Annotated in this window: 17 protein-coding genes; 5 read left to right on the top strand and 12 right to left on the bottom strand. The window is 66.8% G+C overall.

Features of this window, described 5'->3' with window-relative positions:
* Positions 1 to 117: 117 nt before the first annotated feature.
* Positions 118 to 1029, top strand: a complete 912-nt coding sequence (locus AB8M46_RS34930) for a hypothetical protein (RefSeq protein ID WP_394362967.1) — start codon at positions 118 to 120, stop codon at positions 1027 to 1029.
* Positions 1030 to 1034: 5 nt separating this feature from the next.
* Here the strand turns inward: AB8M46_RS34930 and AB8M46_RS34925 are convergent, their stop codons facing one another.
* From AB8M46_RS34925 to AB8M46_RS34900, 6 genes are all read right to left on the bottom strand, one after another.
* Positions 1035 to 1214, bottom strand: coding sequence for a hypothetical protein (locus AB8M46_RS34925; protein WP_394362966.1), 180 nt, complete (start codon positions 1212 to 1214; stop codon positions 1035 to 1037).
* Positions 1211 to 2080, bottom strand: a complete 870-nt coding sequence (locus AB8M46_RS34920; protein WP_394362965.1) for a class I SAM-dependent methyltransferase — start codon at positions 2078 to 2080, stop codon at positions 1211 to 1213. Before AB8M46_RS34920 ends, AB8M46_RS34925 begins: the two co-directional genes overlap by 4 nt.
* Positions 2081 to 2186: 106 nt before the next feature.
* Positions 2187 to 2438 (bottom strand): hypothetical protein, encoded by a 252-nt coding sequence (locus tag AB8M46_RS34915; RefSeq protein ID WP_125735776.1) that lies wholly within the window; start codon positions 2436 to 2438, stop codon positions 2187 to 2189.
* Complete coding sequence (locus AB8M46_RS34910) at positions 2435 to 2818, bottom strand: WhiB family transcriptional regulator (protein WP_394362964.1); 384 nt, start codon at positions 2816 to 2818, stop codon at positions 2435 to 2437. The genes AB8M46_RS34915 and AB8M46_RS34910 overlap by 4 nt, the downstream gene beginning before the upstream one ends.
* Before the next feature lie 167 nt (positions 2819 to 2985).
* A complete protein-coding gene (locus tag AB8M46_RS34905; RefSeq protein ID WP_037345925.1) occupies positions 2986 to 3252 on the bottom strand; it encodes a hypothetical protein in 267 nt (88 codons plus the stop codon).
* 216 nt (positions 3253 to 3468) lie between these two features.
* Entirely contained in the window at positions 3469 to 5556 is a 2088-nt protein-coding gene (locus AB8M46_RS34900) for an ATP-dependent DNA helicase UvrD2 (protein WP_037345923.1), read from the bottom strand.
* 63 nt (positions 5557 to 5619) lie between these two features.
* Here AB8M46_RS34900 and AB8M46_RS34895 point away from each other — a divergent pair, with 63 nt between their 5' ends.
* Positions 5620 to 6348 (top strand): DUF4191 domain-containing protein, encoded by a 729-nt coding sequence (locus AB8M46_RS34895; RefSeq protein WP_016331624.1) that lies wholly within the window; start codon positions 5620 to 5622, stop codon positions 6346 to 6348.
* 485 nt (positions 6349 to 6833) lie between these two features.
* Positions 6834 to 7406 (top strand): hypothetical protein, encoded by a 573-nt coding sequence (locus AB8M46_RS34890; protein WP_394362963.1) that lies wholly within the window; start codon positions 6834 to 6836, stop codon positions 7404 to 7406.
* A gap of 62 nt (positions 7407 to 7468) precedes the next feature.
* Here the strand turns inward: AB8M46_RS34890 and AB8M46_RS34885 are convergent, their stop codons facing one another.
* The gene (locus AB8M46_RS34885; RefSeq protein WP_394362961.1) at positions 7469 to 7954 is read right to left on the bottom strand and encodes an RDD family protein; all 486 of its coding nucleotides are present in this window, start codon (positions 7952 to 7954) and stop codon (positions 7469 to 7471) included.
* A gap of 172 nt (positions 7955 to 8126) precedes the next feature.
* On the opposite strand from AB8M46_RS34885, the gene glnA reads away from it, so the two are divergent.
* On the top strand, positions 8127 to 9551 hold the full coding sequence (gene glnA / locus AB8M46_RS34880) for a type I glutamate--ammonia ligase (protein WP_007033879.1): 1425 nt from the start codon (positions 8127 to 8129) through the stop codon (positions 9549 to 9551).
* Positions 9552 to 9644: 93 nt separating this feature from the next.
* On the opposite strand, the gene AB8M46_RS34875 is transcribed toward glnA, so the two are convergent.
* The 5 genes from AB8M46_RS34875 to AB8M46_RS34855 all read right to left on the bottom strand — a co-directional run bounded on the left by AB8M46_RS34875 (position 9645) and on the right by AB8M46_RS34855 (position 15827).
* Positions 9645 to 10079 (bottom strand): thioesterase family protein, encoded by a 435-nt coding sequence (locus AB8M46_RS34875; protein ID WP_043847922.1) that lies wholly within the window; start codon positions 10077 to 10079, stop codon positions 9645 to 9647.
* 130 nt (positions 10080 to 10209) lie between these two features.
* Entirely contained in the window at positions 10210 to 13182 is a 2973-nt protein-coding gene (locus AB8M46_RS34870; protein WP_394362960.1) for a bifunctional [glutamine synthetase] adenylyltransferase/[glutamine synthetase]-adenylyl-L-tyrosine phosphorylase, read from the bottom strand.
* 111 nt (positions 13183 to 13293) lie between these two features.
* Positions 13294 to 14412 (bottom strand): inorganic phosphate transporter, encoded by a 1119-nt coding sequence (locus AB8M46_RS34865; RefSeq protein ID WP_081976004.1) that lies wholly within the window; start codon positions 14410 to 14412, stop codon positions 13294 to 13296.
* A gap of 105 nt (positions 14413 to 14517) precedes the next feature.
* Positions 14518 to 15273 (bottom strand): type 1 glutamine amidotransferase, encoded by a 756-nt coding sequence (locus AB8M46_RS34860; RefSeq protein ID WP_394362958.1) that lies wholly within the window; start codon positions 15271 to 15273, stop codon positions 14518 to 14520.
* 89 nt (positions 15274 to 15362) lie between these two features.
* Positions 15363 to 15827, bottom strand: a complete 465-nt coding sequence (locus AB8M46_RS34855; protein ID WP_394362957.1) for a rhodanese-like domain-containing protein — start codon at positions 15825 to 15827, stop codon at positions 15363 to 15365.
* Positions 15828 to 15934: 107 nt separating this feature from the next.
* On the opposite strand from AB8M46_RS34855, the gene AB8M46_RS34850 reads away from it, so the two are divergent.
* A complete protein-coding gene (locus AB8M46_RS34850; RefSeq protein WP_394362956.1) occupies positions 15935 to 16375 on the top strand; it encodes an Lrp/AsnC family transcriptional regulator in 441 nt (146 codons plus the stop codon).
* Positions 16376 to 16500 lie beyond the last annotated feature (125 nt).

The raw sequence follows: 16500 nt of genomic DNA, 5'->3' as shown, positions 1-16500 counted from the left end.
ACTGAGCGGAAAACAGGCTCGCCCGGGCGAGTTGTCCACAAGTTCGGGGAAGTGGTTCCACCCGGTCGGCCCAGCGGCCATCCTCGATTCATGACCACTACACGAAGCGCCCGACTCATGGCGCTCAGTAACACCAGCGAGTCAGGGATCATCACCAGCCGCGAGCTGCGCAAGGCGGGCGTCACCGCGCGCTACGCCGCGAAGCTCTGTGGCCCGGGCGGCCCCTGGCGAAGGCTGATGCCGGGTGTGATCCTTTTGCGCGACACCGCGCCCACCCGGCTTCAACTGCTACAAGCCGCTGTCGCGCGGTTCGGGCCGGACGTGGTGGTGACGGGAGCCGACGCCCTACGCGCACGAGGCGTCGACTGCCCGGTCACTCGAGAGGTCCATCTCCTTGTCCCCGACTACCGGCGCATGCCGGCGGAGCCCGGCATGCTGCCGCGAAGAACAACGCGGATGCCGCCGCCGACCTTGATCGACGGTGTTCCGTTCGCCCCGCCCGCCAGGGCCGCGCTCGATCTGGCCCGGCTGGAGCTCGACCCCTCGCGAATAGACGAGTTGATCGCGCTACCGCTGTATTGGGGCCTGTGCACGCTCGAAGAACTCAACGAGGAGCTCGATTCCGGCAACCGACGGGGCTCAGCCGCGGTGCGGGCGGCCCTGCGGCGTGTCGATCCCGAAGAGACGTACGCGCATGGGCTGGCGAAGAAGGTCCTCAGCGGCTGCCCGCTGCCCTCGCCGTCCTGGAACACGACGCTCTGCGACCGACGAGGGCGACCCATCGGTACCGCCGACGCCTGGTGGGACGACATAGGCATGGCATGGCAGTTCCGCGCCCCGAAACAGGGCGCCGCCAATTTCCATCCGCTGGCGCTGACCGCGACCGGGATCGTGCTGGTCCGCTGCACCATCGACCAGCTGAAGAAGGTTCCGATGGAAGTCGCGGCCGAGCTCGTCAGGGCGTTCGCCGAAGCGGCGCGGACACCGAGGCCGAAGGTTCGCACGATCGGCCGGATCGACGCCGCCTGAGTGATTCACCAGTACTCGTCCGGCAGCTTTCCCTCGATGTCGCGGGCGTGGCGGCGAGCGCAGGCGGGGCACATCCAGCGCACGACGTTCTTTTCGCGAGTGGAAACCCAGGCGAGCGTCTGTGCCGGCTCCTCGTCGACGCCGCGAATCCGGCCGCACAATGAGCAGCCGACCGCGTCGTTCACGATCGCCGTCCGCAATGGATCGTCTTCGCCCCTTGCAGGAACAGGTCCTGGCGTGCACCGAGGAAGGCGGGGTTCGCCGGATCCACCAACGCGGCCACGGTCTCGTGGTCGTCATCGGCGAGGCGATCATTCGCCACCTCGTTCAGCCAGGTCAGCCGCTCGATGATGAACTCGCGCAGCAGTTCCGGTCCGGGCGCCGGATGGTGGATGAGCACGCCGAAGGAATCGACGTCGGCGAGACCGGCCCGCTGCAGCGCGATGTTCCAGCCGTAGGGCATGGGAACGGAGTCGGGGATCCCTGCCCGCATCTCGGCGAACCACTCACCGCGCGCGGCGAGCAGACGCTCCTCCAGCCCGGGCCGCCCGATGCCGAGATCCCAGGGGAGACAGTTGAAGTCCAAGCCGCCTTCGGAGATGGCGACCAAGCCGCCGGCGCGGGCCAAGCGGGCGAGGGTATCGATGGCCGCTTGCTGATCGGGCAGGTGATGGACCACGCGGGAGGCCCAGACCAGATCGGCGGGCGGAAGCTTGGCGGCCAGCCCGCCGTCGGCCACGTCGGCGTGGATCGTCTCGACCGTGGCCTTGTCGCCTGCGGCCGCGCGGACGACGCGATGCGCTTCGGCGAGCAGCTGCTCGGTCGCGTCGACCAGCACGATCTTGGCACCGGCGGAAGCGAGCTCCTCAGCGAAGAGCACGCTCATCCCGCCCGCGCCGCAGCCGACGTCGAGGATGGTCGGGCCATCCGGCATGCCCTTCAGCAGCCGTCGAGCCGCCTCCCGCATCGGCTCGGCGTCGAGCGCCTCGGCCATGCGAAGCGATCGAAGCCGATCAGCCCAGTCGATGTCGTCGTGCGTGTGTACGGCCATTCCCCCAGTGAACACCAAGCCGCCTCGCCCCACGCCCCAAAAGGGAGCGGGGGACCTTTGCTACCACCGTGCGGTGGTAGCAAAGGTCCCCCGCTCCCCCGAGTGGTCAGGCCTGAAGGCGCTCAGCTCGCCGGGTCGCCCAACGGGCGACCTTGGTCCACCTGCGTGCGGCGCGTGGGCCGCTTCGAGCCCGCTGAGCGCGGACTCCCTCCTCGAGGTCTCGTATTCGGGCCCTGGACAGTTCTTCATAAAGCAACATTTCGCTGGTCTCCTCGACCTTGATCTCGTTCAGTTCGGCCGGCGCGTGGATTCCCGTCCGCGCCTCGTAATCCCTGGTGGTGATGAGTTCGACGGTCATGCCGCAGCGCTCCGCTCGACCTTGCGCGCGACCGGGCGAGCCTCGGCGGCGGGCTCGACGACCGGGTTCTTCCGGGGGCGGCCACGGGGCCGCTTCCGCGCGACGACAACGCCACGCTCGAAGATCTCGCCACCCCAGACGCCCCACGGCTCACGCCGGGAAAGGGCACCCGTGAGGCAAGCGGAACGGACCGGGCAGTCCGCGCAGAACGCCTTCGCCCGCTCGAGCTCTGCCGGCGACTCGGCGAACCAAAGGTCCGCGTCGCCCGAACGGCAGGGAAGCATCGACTCAGGCGAGTCGATGGCGTCGAGCAGGTCTACGACGCCGGCGTCGGCGAAAGGCAGAGCCTCCCCCGGCGCGAAAGCTATGGCCGATGACATAAGTGCACTCCTCTGTCCCGTAACGGATTTCGTACTCACGGTGGAACTGGACAACGCTGAACCCCAATTAGGTTGTGCAGCCAACTTGTTTGTGCAGCAAAAACACGAAGGCCGCGGATCCGGTAACCCGGTTCCGCGGCCTTCGTGAGCCTCTGGTCCTGACTAGGTCAGGAACTTCGCTCCCGTATGGACAACGGAACACGGAACTGCTTGATGACCGGCAGATCGACGCCACCGTTCTCGTACGCCCCACCGAAGGCGGCAGCGTGCGAGAAGGTCTTTTCAGCGGCGATCCGGCCGAGGTCGAAACGCTGGGTGCCGCGGGCGGCGAGGATGCTCACAGGCACAACGGTGCCCTGGCGCTGAGCCTGCGGGACTTCCGCGACGCAGGACAGACGGGTGCCAGGGTTCGTGAGCATCATGTTGATCGTCATTTCACCGGCACCACCTTTCTCTGTCGCGCGCGAACCGCCCTGCGGTCTACGCTGTGTTGTAGATGTTCTTCCCCAGTCCGGGCTCTTCCCGCCCGGTACCTGCAGGTTATTGCCCCCGGCCGCACCGGGGCAACTTATTTTCCAGAAAATCCGTCGAAGTTGCGAAGATCGGCTCTGAGCAGCGGGTTCGCCGCGTGGATCATGCCTGGAACGCGGTCAAGACCCCACCGAGGCCCGCACGACGTCGAGAACCTCCGCCCCGAAGCGTTCGAGCTTCGTCGCGCCGATTCCGGAGATGGCGCACAACGCCGTGTCGTCGGTCGGCCGCTGCTCGGCGATGGCGACCAGCGTCGCGTCCGTGAAAACGACGAAGGCCGGCACCTTGAGTTCGCGCGAGCGTTCCCCACGCCAGGACTTCAGCTTCTCGAGCAGTTGCTCGTCCACGTTGGACGGGCAACGCGAGCAACGGCCCAGTTTGATGTCGAGCGTCTCCGGCAACGGCCCGCCGCACACCCGGCACCGGGCCTTGTTGCCGGACTGCTTCGGCTGCTGCGAGCGGGCCACCCGCGCCGCCGGATGGTCTTCGGGGATGAGGCCGTAGAGGAAGCGGCTGCGTCGCCGATTGCGGCGGTTTCCCGACGTCCTGGCCAAAGCCCACGAGAGCGAGAGGTGCTCTCGCGCCCGAGTGACGCCGACGTAGAAGAGACGGCGCTCTTCCTCGATGGCCGCGTCGTCGCCGTCGGCATGGAGGATCGGCATGGTCCCTTCGGCGAGCCCCACGAGGAACACAGCGTCCCATTCGAGACCCTTCGCCGCGTGAAGCGAGGCCAGGGTGATGCCCTCCACCGTCGGTGGATGCTGCGCTGTCGCCCGCTGCTCGAGCTCCGCGACGAAACGCGGCAGATCCGCGTCGTCGACAGTGGAAGCCAGCTCCTCGGCCAGCTCGACGATCGAGAGAAGCGCGTCCCACCGCTCTTTCGCCGCGCCTCCGGCGGGAGGCTGGTCCGTGAGCCCTACCTTCGCGAGCACGGAGCGGACCCGGGTCACCAGCTCGCCGGTGTCGGCGTCGGTCGACGCCATCCGCAACGCGGACATCGCCTGCCGGACCTCCGCCCTCGCGAAGAACCGCTCGCCGCCACGAACCAGGTACGGGATGCCCAGCTCGGCCAGCGCCTGCTCGTAAGCCTCCGACTGGGCGTTGACGCGGTAGAGCACCGCGATCTCGCTCGCCGTCACTCCACTGTCGAGCAGATCGCGGATCCTGCGGGCGACGGCCGCGGCCTCGGCGGTCTCGTCGTCATACTCAGCGAACCGCGGGGCCGGCCCGGAAGGACGCTGGCCGATCAGTTTCAGCCTCGAGCCCGCAGGACGGCCGCGCGCGGCACCGATCACTTGGTTGGCGAGAGCCACGACCTCTGGAGTCGAGCGGTAGTCCCGCTCGAGCCGCACGACCGTCGCCTCGGGAAACCTCCGGGTGAACTCCAGCAGCGGCCGGGGGGAAGCACCACCGAACGAATAGATGGTCTGGTTGGCGTCGCCGACGACGGTCAGGTCGTCGCGGCCGCCGAGCCAGGCGTCGAGCAACCGCTGCTGCAGCGGAGTGACGTCCTGGTACTCGTCGACGACGAAGCAGCGGTAGCGCTCGCGGAACTCCTGGGCGACCACCGTGTGCTCCTCGAGGACCGCGGTGGTGTGCAGGAGCAGGTCGTCGAAGTCGAGCACCTGGGCGGCGTTCTTGACCTTCTCGTAGTTGCGGTAGACCTCCGCGACCTGCGACGCCGGCGCCGGTGTGTCCCGCTGCGTACGCGCTGCGACCGCCGGATAGTCGTCCGGTGATACCAAAGAGGCCTTGCTCCACTCGATCTCACTGGCAAGGTCGCGCAGGAGCTCCGTCTCGGTGCCGAGCCCCGCCTTGTTGGCGGCTTGGCTGATGTAGCGGAACTTGTTCTCGAGGAGCTCCCACGGCCGGTCACCGACCACCTGCGGCCAGAAATAGCGAAGCTGGCGGCGGGCGGCGGCGTGGAAGGTGAGCGCCTGGGCGGCGTCGACACCCAGCCCCCGAAGACGCGTGCGCATCTCACCCGCCGCACGAGTCGTGAAGGTGACCGCGAGAACCTGACCAGCGGCGACGTGTCCGGAACGGACCAGGTGGGCGATGCGGTGCGTGATCGTCCGCGTCTTGCCGGTCCCCGCGCCCGCGAGGACACAGACCGGCCCCCTCGGGGCGCAGGCGGCGGCGCGCTGCTCGGGATCGAGCCCATCGAGCAGGCCTGGACGACTCTTCGGGGACGATGCGCTAACCACGCCCCGATCCTCGCAGAGGGCCCGACGGGATCGGCGCAGGGCACGCGGCCGTATCCTGGTCACATGGCGGGAAAGCAGGACAAGGAAGCAGCGAAGCTGGCCAAGAAGGAGAAGCGCGCCGCGAGCAAGGCTCGCCGCGGGCAGATCTTCGAGGCCTTCAAGATGCAGCGCAAGGAAGACAAGGCGCTCATCCCCTGGATGGTCGGATCGCTCCTGGTCATCACCGGCGTCGTGTTCGGCATCGGGTTCATCTTCGACGTCCACTGGGTCGTGCTGCCGCTGGGCATTCTGCTCGGCGCGCTCGCCGCTGTGATCATCTTCGGCAGGCGGGTTCAGAAGACCGTGTACTCGAAGGCCGACGGACAGCCCGGCGCCGCGGCCTGGGCACTCGAGAACATGCGGGGCCGCTGGAAAGTGACGCCGACCGTCGCGGCCACGACCCAGCTCGACGCCGTGCACCGGGTGCTCGGCGGGCCGGGTGTCGTGCTCGTCGCCGAGGGGGCGCCGCACCGCGTGAAGTCCCTGCTCGCGCAGGAGAAGAAGCGCGTGTCCCGCCTTATCGGTGAAACCCCGATCTACAACGTGATCATCGGGAACGAAGAGCAGCAGGTGCCGCTGAAGAAGCTCCAGGGCTACTTGATGAAGCTTCCGCGCAACCTCAAGCCCGCCCAGGTCGACGCGCTGGAAGCGAAGCTGGCCGCGCTCGGCAGCCGTGGTGCCGCCATGCCCAAGGGCCCGATGCCCGCCGGTGCGAAGATGCGCAACGTCCAGCGCACCATCCGCCGCCGCTGACCAAACGAGTATCAGGGGTCCTTTGCTACCGCTAGGTGGTAGCAAAGGACCCCTGATCCGTCTTGGGGCGAAAAACTGTCGGTGGGTGGTCGCATGATCACTGTGTGGACCGAACTTCGAACGCCCGCCGGAAAGTGCTGGCAGCGATGTTCCCGGACGGCGTGGCCGCCCGGGCGAAACTTGTCGCCCTGGGGTACTCACACTCCTCGATCTCTCGGTATTGCCGAGAAGGCGGGCCGTGGAGGCGTCCAATACCCGGCGTCATCCTCCTGACCAACGCCACACCGACCAAGCACCAGCTCTTGAAGGTCGCACTGACTCACGCTGGCCCTGAGGCGATGCTCACCGGCGTGCAAGCCGCCAGGTTGTACGGAGTGCGAAGACTTCCGCCGGAAAGACGTGCGCACACCTTGATCCCTCACCGGAGCAAGGTCGCCACCTGGGGATTCGCCGTCGTAGAACGAACGATCCACCTGCCGGAACCAGTGGAGATCGACGGCCTGCCCGTCGCCCCGCTCGCCCGGGCCCTGATCGACGCGGCGCGACGTATGGACGAACTCAACTCGGTGCGGGCCATGATCCACGATGCTGTCCATCGCGGGCTCTGCACGCCTGAGGAACTTCGAGACGAGCTTGCCCAGGCCAGCACGATCGGCTCCGCGCTCCCCCGAATCGTCGTCAACGCCCTCCAAGATGGGGTCGACTCCGCCGTCGAGCAGTGGTTGGAGTCCGTCCTCGAGCGCAGCGGCTTGCCCCGGCCCACGCGGAGCGCGGAGTTGCGGACTTCGGACGGGGCGGTGGTCGGAGTCGCCGACGCCTGGTGGTCGCAGGTCGGCGTCGCATTGCAGATCCGCCATGCCGAGGTCACTCTCGAACCGGACAAGTTGCCCACGATGCCGGCACTGGTCGCCCCAGGTCTCATCGTCGTCCAGGCAAGCCCGGCACAGCTGCGCGACGAGCCGCTAGTGGTTATCCAGGACCTGCGTGCGGCACACCGCCGCGCTCGGCAACGACCGCCTCCAAACCTCGGGAGCGTTCCCGCAGCACCGGCTGCCTGACCACGGCGATCCGGCAGCGGCACCTCCCGGCGAGAGCAAAGGTCCCTTGCTCCGCTCCGAGGTCAGCGCATGCGGATGACGACGGTCCCGGTCAGCCGGTCGAGCCAGCTTCGGCCGTCGATGTTGCGGATCGCGGCCGGAATGACCAGAAAGGTCAGCGCCGCGCGCACGACCGCGCGCCACACGCCGACCATTTGCGCGCCGTCGAGCCTGGCGACGCGGATACCGACCACTGCCATACCAGGCGTGAAGCCGAAGAAGGCCGCGGGGATGACCGTGATCGCCGCCCAGACGCCGACCGACCAGAGATTGAAGGTCTGCATGACGGCCGGATCCTGAAGACTGGGAGTCACGAAAAGGGTCGTGACGAGTGAGGCGAGCACCAAGTCGATGATCAGCCCGAGCAGACGTGCGCCGCCGCCCGCTACCGAGCCGACACCCGATTGGGGCAAGCCGAGTCGCTCGCCACGCCACCGCTGCGTACCCTCGCCACCGGCAGTCGTCTCGTCACCGGCTCCGGGCAGCCATTCTCCGGTCCATCTCGCCACCCATCCAGGGTATGCCGGTGGCGCCGGCCACATTCGCCCTGGTCGACTACCCGATATCGCCGCCCCGTTAACACCGGCGAAACATACGGGTGACGGTCGGGCAACACCGCGCTCTTAGCGTGAGCCGAAGAGAGTACTGCCGCCGGCAACGAACGAGAAGGAGTCACCGAGGGTGCCCACTACTCCAGACGACATTCAGCGCCTTATCGCCGACGAGAACGTAGAGGTCGTCGACGTCAGGTTCTGCGACCTGCCCGGCGTTATGCAGCACTTCACCGTTCCGGCGAAGGCGTTCAACGAAGAAGCCTACGAAGAAGGCCTGGCCTTCGACGGCTCCTCGGTGCGTGGTTTCCAGTCGATCCACGAATCCGACATGCTGCTCCTCCCGGACCCCGAGACCGCGCGTATCGACCCGTTCCGCAAGGCGAAGACGCTCTCGCTGAACTTCTTCGTGCACGACCCGTTCACCCGTGAGGCGTACAGCCGCGACCCGCGCAACATCGCGCGCAAGGCCGAGCAGTACATCTCCGAGTACGGCGTCGCCGACAACGTGTTCTTCGGCCCGGAGGCCGAGTTCTACATCTTCGACTCGATCCGGTTCGACTCGGCCGAGCACGCCTCGTTCCACGAGATCGACTCCGTCGAAGGCTGGTGGAACACCGGCGCCGACGTGCCGGGCGGTAACCAGGGCTACAAGACGAAGTTCAAGGGCGGCTACTTCCCGGTCCCGCCGGTCGACCACTTCGCCGACCTGCGCGACGAGATCGTCCGCAACCTGCAGGGCTCCGGTTTCGAGATCGAGCGCGCTCACCACGAGGTGGGCACCGCCGGCCAGACCGAGATCAACTACAAGTTCAACACGCTGCTGCACGCTGCGGATGACCTGCAGCTGTTCAAGTACATCGTGAAGAACACCGTGTTCGCCGCCGGCAAGACCGCGACCTTCATGCCGAAGCCGCTCGCCGGTGACAACGGCTCGGGCATGCACTGCCACCAGTCGCTGTGGAAGGACGGCACGCCGCTGTTCCACGACGAATCGGGGTACGCGGGCCTGTCCGACACCGCCCGCCACTACATCGGCGGCCTGCTCAAGCACGCGCCGAGCCTGCTGGCCTTCACCAACCCGACCGTCAACTCGTACCACCGGCTCGTGCCGGGCTTCGAGGCGCCGGTCAGCCTGGTGTACTCGCAGCGGAACCGGTCGGCTTGTGTCCGGATCCCGATCACGGGCAACAACCCGAAGGCCAAGCGCGCCGAGTTCCGGTGCCCGGACTCGTCCGGTAACCCGTACCTCGCGTTCTCGGCGATGATGATGGCCGGTCTCGACGGCATCAAGAACAAGATCGAGCCGCCGGAGCCCATCGACAAGGACCTCTACGAGCTTCCGCCGGAGGAGGCTCAGAACGTCAAGCTCGTCCCCGGCGACCTCGGCGCGGTTCTCGACACGCTGGAAGCGGACCACGACTACCTGCTCGAGGGTGGCGTGTTCACCCCCGACGTGATCGAGACGTGGATCTCCTACAAGCGCGAGAACGAGATCGACCCGCTGCGGCTGCGCCCGCACCCGTACGAGTTCTCGCTGTACTACGACGTGTGATCGTGCGGTAGGCAACACCAAGAGCACGCCGGTGGTGAGGTGCGGAAGCGCCCTCACCACCGGCGTTTCTTATTCCGGTCTTTCGCGGTACGGCTACTCCGAAGTGGAAAGAACCTTCAGATCGACGCCTGCCCGCTCGATGCGGCCACGCGGATCGTCCACCAGTTTGCGGCGCTCGAGATCCATCAGCCCCAGCGTGCACGTGATCTCCGCGGAGAGCGTGCCGTCGATCTTGTAGATGTTCGAGTCCATGTGGAAGGTCTTGCCGGTGCCGAACTTGGCGTCGCAGGTCACATCGACGACATCGCCCGCACGGAGCTCGCGCCGGAACACGATATGGGACTCGAGCAGTACGAAGGCAAGGTTCGCGTCGCGCATACCGGAGTTGAGGCCGCCGGCGAGCTCCATCAGCTCGAGTCTGGAGACCTCGCCGTAGGAGTGGTAGACGGCGTGGTTGAGATGGCCAAGGGTGTCCAGCTCGTAATGACGCACCTTGATCCGGGTGCGAAATGGCTCGCGCACAGTCACCGGTCCACTGTAAGCGCCACTCACCGTCCGCGAGCCCGAGTGTGAGCAAGGGACCTTTGCTGTCACCTCGTCCGTCCAGCGCGGGGCGGTAGCAAAGGTCCCTTGCTCCCTTACCGCAGGTCAGAGCGGGTCAGCCCTGGTAGAAGAGCGTCTCGACGACCGCATGAGCACGTCGCGTCGTCCGCCGATAGGCGTCGAGGAACTCGCCTGGATCGTCATCGGCCGAGTAACCGAGCACGCGCGCGACCGCGGCCAGGTCTCGACCGGAGCTGGGGATCTCGTCGACGGCCTTACCTCGGACCAGCATCCCGGCATTGCGGACACGCGTCGCCAAAAGCCAGGCTTCGGTCAAGGACTCGATCTCGGCGGGCTCGGCGAGCCCCGCCTCAGCCGCCGCTTTCAGAGCCTCGATCGTCGAGGTGGTGCGAAGCCCCGCGACTTCATGCCCGTGACGCAGCTGCATGAGCTGCACAGTCCACTCCACATCGGCGAGCCCTCCGCGGCCGAGCTTCGTGTGCCGTGTCGGATCGGCACCCTTGGGCATCCGCTCCGTCTCCACCCGGGCCTTGATCCGCCTGATCTCCCGCACCCGAACCGCGTCGAGGCCTTGTTGCGGGTACCGAATGGGGTCGATCATCTCGATGAACCGATCGCCAAGGTCCTCGTCACCGGCGATGAACCGGGCTCGGAGCAGCGCTTGCGATTCCCAGACCTCTGCCCAACGACCGTAGTAGCTGCGGTAAGACTCGAGAGTCCGCACCAACGGGCCACTCCGTCCTTCCGGACGGAGATCGGCGTCGACGACCAGAGCTGGGTCGGGGCTCGGGGCACCGAGGATCTTGCGCACCGTCTCGGCGACCGAAGAAGCGAACTTCGCTGCTTCGGAGTCCGACACCCCTTCGGCCGGCTCGCACACGAAAAGAACGTCCGCGTCTGATCCGTAGCCGAGTTCGGCCCCACCCAGGCGCCCCATACCGATGACAGCGATCTTCGCGGGAGTCTGGCCGAGCTCGGCCTGACGCTGGCGGAAAGCAGCGGCCAAAGCACCTTGAAGCACGGCGACCCACACACTCGACAGCGCGGCGCAGACCGCTGGGACGTCCAGCAACCCCAGCAGATCTGCCGACGCGATTCGCAGCATCTCGTGCCGTCGAAGCGATCTCGCGGCCGCGACCGCGGCATTCAAACCCGGCTGCCGCCGAACTGCGGCTCGCAGCGAGGTAGCCACCTCTGCCGGGGTACGCCCGGCCAGCCGTGCGGGATCACCGAGCAGTTGCAGGACTTCGGGCGCTCTCGCCAGTAGGTCAGGCACCAGTCGCGAAGTACCCAGAAGAAAAGCGAGCCGCTCGACGACTGCGCCCTCGTCCCGGAGAACCCTGAGGTACCAAGGCGTTGCCTCAAGCGCTTCGGAGACCTTCCGATAAGACAGCAGCCCGCGGTCAGGGTCCGGAGTGTCGGCGAGGAGGTCCAGCAAAACCGGCAGCAGAGCCTGCTGGATGGCCGCCCGGCGCGACATTCCCGCGGTCAACGCCTTGATGTGCTGCAGGGCACCGTCCGGAGCGGCATAGCCGAGCGCGGCAAGACGACTCTCGGCCTGTTTCGTGGTCAGCCGGAGCGCTTCGGTCGGCACGTTCGCGACAGATTGCAGCAGAGGCCGGTAGAAGAGCTTTTCGTGAAGCCGTCGGATGCTCTGCAGGTGGCGGCGGAATTCCGCCACCAGGACGTCCCCTTCACTCTTGCCCCGAGCCGGCCGCACACCACTCGCTCGCGCGATCGTTCGCAGCTCGCTGACATCCGAAGCAGCGGGGAACAGGTGCGTGCGCCGGAGCCTGCGAAGCTGAAGCCGGTGTTCGATGGTCCGGAGAAACTCGTACGACGATGCCAGCTCCGCGGCATCCTTCCGGCCGACGTAGCCGCCGTCACCCAGGGCGGCGAGTGCGTCCATCGTGGACGGAGAACGCAGCTCCGCGTCGATCCGGCCGTGGACCAGTTGCAGCAACTGCACCGCGAACTCGACGTCCCGGAGACCTCCGCGCCCCAGCTTCAGCTCTCGTTCGGCGTGCGCGGAAGGCACATGACCTTCGACCCGGCGCCGCATCTTCTGGACCTCGGGGACGAAATTCTCGCGATCGGCCGCTGCCCACACCTTCGGCGCGACCATCTCCGCGTACTGACGCCCGAGCTCGGCGTCGCCTGCCACCGGGCGCGCTTTGAGCAAGGCCTGGAACTCCCAGGTCTTGGCCCACTTCTGGTAGTAAGCGGCATGTCCGTCGAGGGTCCGGACCAAGGCGCCCGCCTTGCCCTCCGGACGCAGCGCCGCGTCGACCTCGAAACAGGCCTTACCGACCACGCGCATCATCGTGCTGGCCAACCGCGTGGAGACCGACAGATCTCCATCGCCGACGAAGATGACGTCCACGTCGCTCACATAGTTCAGCTCTCGACCACCGCATTTGCCCATCGCGATCACGGCGAGCAGGCCTTCGGCGCTGGCACCCACCTCGGACTCCGCGACAAGCAGCCCTACTGTCAGCGCGGCCTCCGCCAGCGTGGTGAGCTGGGCTCCGATCTCGGCATAAGGGGGCTGGCGAAGGCCAGGCTCGACCAGATGACCGAGGTCGGCCGCTGCGATGCCGAGGAGCAGCTCGCGGTAGCCGACGCGAAGAGCCTGCTCCGCTTCAAGCCCTGTGAGCATTCCACCTTCCGGCCGTAGGTGGCCGAGAAGACTGCTCACGTATTGATCCGGCTCAGTGCTCTTCTGCCCCACAAGGGTCTTCCAGCAGCCCGTGTTCGAGACCATGAAGTCCGCGAGTGCGCTCGAGGTGCCCAAGACACCGAGCATCCGGCCGCGGAACGTGCGATTGGTGCGCAGCGCCTGGTCGAGCCCGTTCCAGGCGGCCGGGTCGATTTCCCTGATCCGGTCCAGGCCGCTCAGTGCGAGATCGGGGTCCGCGGCGCGGGAAAGGGCGGACAACACGTCGGCGGCGGAGCCGTCCGGGCCGGATTCGGTCCACCAACCGGCAGCACGCAGCTGCCCGTCGGCACGGGGATCGGTGAAGCCGTATCTCGCCACGGAAGCGGTCGGCCTGGCGCGCTCAACCATCGGCTTCCACCGTAGTCGTCCTTCCGCCCAGGGCCAGACGGACGCGCACGGGAGCAAGGGACCTTTGCTACCACCTCGGCTCGCGCGGCAGCAAAGGTCCCTTGCTCCCTACTAAGCGGCGATCTTGCCGACTTCCTGTTCAGGGATGGGCGGGGCGGGGCTGGTGAAGCTGCTGGCGTTGACGGGGCTCCGCCGCGAAAGGAGGTAGATCCCAATGCCGATCGCGAGGCCCGCGACGCCTACGGCGATCGTCCCCACCGTGCCGGTCGAGGTCACGAGGCCGGCACCGGCGCCGACGATGGCGGCCGCCGGAAGTGTGAACAGCCATGCGACCACCATGCGACCGGCCGTGCGCCAGCGAACCGGTGACTCATTCCTCCCCACTCCGGAGCCGACGATGCCTCCGGAGCAGACGTGAGTCGTCGAAAGCGGAAAGCCGAAGTTGGTCGAGGCGAGAATGACGGCCGCCGAACTGGTCTGCGCGGCGAAGCCCTGCGGGCCATCGATGTCCGTCAGGCCTTTACCCAGCGTGAAGGTGATGCGCCAGCCGCCCAGATATGTGCCGAGCGCGAGCGCCAACGCCGCACTGACGATCACCCAGAGCGGCGGCCCTGCCCCGGCGGGAAGGGTGCCGGCGGTGATCATCGTCAGGGTGATGACACCCATGGTCTTCTGCGCATCGTTCGTGCCGTGGGCGAGTGACACCAGCGAAGCCGAGATGATCTGGCCGACTCTGAAGCCGGCGGTGCGGCCGCGGCGAACGAAGATCCGATAGACGAAGTACGTCACGATCATCGCGACGAGTCCGGCCAAGACAGGCGACAGCGCCGCCGGGACGAGGACCTTCTCGACGATCTTTCCGAAGTGGACGGAGTCCGTTCCGGCGGACACCCACGTGGCGCCGATCAGACCGCCGAACAGCGCGTGGGACGAGCTGGACGGTAGTCCGACGAACCAGGTGACCAGGTTCCACACGATCGCCCCGACCAGGCCGCCGAAAACGATCGCAGGTCCGATCTTGGTGTCGTCGACCAGTCCATTCGAGATGGTCTTTGCCACTTCGACCGACAGGAAGGCGCCGACCAGGTTCAGGACCGCGGAGATCGTCACCGCGACCTTGGGACGCAACGCCCCGGTGGCGATCGACGTCGCCATCGAGTTGGCCGTGTCATGGAACCCGTTTGTGAAATCGAAAATTAGGGCCGTGACGACGACGAGCACGACCAACACTGAGGGCTCCACCCCGACCTCCGAACCCTTCGAAACTCCCTTCGCAAGGTACCTGACAGGTAGACCCGAGTGTTAACAACCCATACGTATTTGAGACATAAGTCGTTAAGCCATCGGCAAAGTACGTTGACGGTCCGCAGCCGGAGCGAGGTCACCGGACACCAGTCGGACGAAGCGCTGGGCGAACGGCCGCCAGGTTTCGGTGATATCGGCATGCACCCGAGCCAGATTTTCCGGGGTCAGTACGTCCGGCCGGGTGAGTTCCGCCATTTCCGGTGCCTGCCGTGCCCAGTCGAGGACCACATCGGGCGTCGTCTCGATGTGGAACTGGACACCGTAGGCACAACGGTCGAATCGGAAAGCCTGGTAGGGATACCGCGGCGAGGAGGCGAGAAGCTCGGCTCCAGCGGGCAGCCGGGTGATCGCGTCGTTGTGGAACTGCAGGACGTCCTGCATGAGCGGCAGATCCGCGAACAGCGGGTCGGTCCAGGCAGCGTCCTTCTTGGACACAAGCCCCGGGCCGACCTCGGGTCCTTGATCGCCCGTGGCGACGCTGCCGCCCAGCGCCACCGCCAGGAGTTGGCTGCCGAGGCAGATCGCTAGCGTCGGGATCCGCGCGCCGGCGGCCTTCGAAAGAAGCTTCCGCACGTCCGCGAGCCACGGATGGGCTTCGTCGTCGTTGGCGCCCATCCCGCCGCCAAGGCATACGACACCGGCGTATCCGTCAAGATCGGTGGGGAGACTCTGATCGGGCAGCAACCGGATGTCGAGCTCGGCACCTGCCTCGGTGAGCCAGTCGCCGAGGGGGCCGATCGGATCTGATTCATCCGGCTGGATGACGAGCAACTTGGGAGCGGTCACCTCCCCAGCCTACGACCGCACCGACAGCAGGGGACCTTTGCTACCACGCGAGGAGGCGGCGGTAGCAAAGGTCCCTTGCTCCTCAGCGGTCAGCAGGCGCAGCGCGGGGCGGGTGCGGAGGTGTGTGCGGAGGTGTGTGCGGAAGGCAGAGTGTCTCGCTCAACGGGATAGCCGGCCGCTTGCCAGGCGGTGATACCGCCGGAGAGGCGTTTGACTTTGAAGCCGAGCTCCGCGAGTTTCAGAGCTCCTTTGGTCGCGGCGTTGCAGTGGATGCTCTCGCAGTAGCAGATGTAGACGAGTTCGCGGTCCAGCCCGCTGACCGACTCCGCTGTCATGTCCCGGTAAGGGAGATTGATCGCGCCGGGGATACGAGCGGACGCGAAGGCCTCGGAGGCTCTGGTCTCGACGACCACGTATCCCTGCTGGGCGCCGGCAGTGAGATCTCGGACCAGGTCGTCCGGGTCGACCTCGAGATCGAGTTCGGCGCGAAGGTGCGCGGCGGCGGTCGCGCTGTCCAGAGCCGGAAACGTCAGTGCGCGGGGTTCGGTCGTCATGGCTCAATCTTCGTGGTCAGTGATCATCCGCGACATCGGAGAATCCAGGTCTCGGCGGCGGCTAGCCTGGAGATCCCTGGCAGGTATGACGATCGACCTGGAGTTCTGTGAACCTCGATGATCTCGACTGGCAACTGCTCGAACTGCTCCAGTCCGACGGCCGGTTGACCTATTCGGAGCTCGGCCGGCGGGTGTCGCTGTCCGCGCCCGCGGTGACCGAGCGGGTTCGTCGGCTCGAGGAGAAGGGGATCATCACCGGGTACTCGGCGAGTGTCGACCTGACGAAGCTCGGGCTTCCGATTGAAGCGATGGTCCGGGCGAAGGTACGCAGCCTGGACACGGCACGCTTCCGCGAAACCATCCTCGCGTTGCCGCAGGTGCTCGACGCCGACCACGTCACGGGTGACGAGTGCTGGTTGGTGCGGGTCGCCTGCCGGAACACGGCGGAGCTGGAGGAACTCGTAGAGCGGATGCAGCGCTATGGCGAGACGACCACTTCGCTGGTCTTCTCGTCGCCTGTACGCCGGCGCGCGGTCCGCCGGGGATAGCTGCTGAGCGAGCCGCGGGGAGCAAGGGACCTTTGCTACCACTCGGCGAGGGCAGACACGAAAAAAGGGCTTGGGCCCCGGGAGAACTCGTGGTTCTCGACCGGGGCCCAAGCCCTATCTTCAAT

Origin of the sequence: Amycolatopsis sp. SB7-3 (assembly GCF_041021335.1) — a bacterium.
In the GTDB taxonomy this organism is placed as follows: domain Bacteria; phylum Actinomycetota; class Actinomycetes; order Mycobacteriales; family Pseudonocardiaceae; genus Amycolatopsis; species Amycolatopsis japonica.
The sequence above is the reverse complement of the archived record's forward strand: the minus strand, read 5'-3'. Positions and strand labels throughout refer to the sequence as shown.

Coding starts and splice junctions, on each gene's coding strand:
- AB8M46_RS34930 (WP_394362967.1), top strand. CDS start 118: ATGGCGCTCAGTAACACCAGCGAGTCAGGGATCATCACCAGCCGCGAG.
- AB8M46_RS34920 (WP_394362965.1), bottom strand. CDS start 2,080: ATGGCCGTACACACGCACGACGACATCGACTGGGCTGATCGGCTTCGA.
- AB8M46_RS34915 (WP_125735776.1), bottom strand. CDS start 2,438: ATGACCGTCGAACTCATCACCACCAGGGATTACGAGGCGCGGACGGGA.
- AB8M46_RS34910 (WP_394362964.1), bottom strand. CDS start 2,818: ATGTCATCGGCCATAGCTTTCGCGCCGGGGGAGGCTCTGCCTTTCGCC.
- AB8M46_RS34905 (WP_037345925.1), bottom strand. CDS start 3,252: ATGACGATCAACATGATGCTCACGAACCCTGGCACCCGTCTGTCCTGC.
- AB8M46_RS34895 (WP_016331624.1), top strand. CDS start 5,620: ATGGCGGGAAAGCAGGACAAGGAAGCAGCGAAGCTGGCCAAGAAGGAG.
- AB8M46_RS34870 (WP_394362960.1), bottom strand. CDS start 13,182: ATGGTTGAGCGCGCCAGGCCGACCGCTTCCGTGGCGAGATACGGCTTC.
- AB8M46_RS34855 (WP_394362957.1), bottom strand. CDS start 15,827: ATGACGACCGAACCCCGCGCACTGACGTTTCCGGCTCTGGACAGCGCG.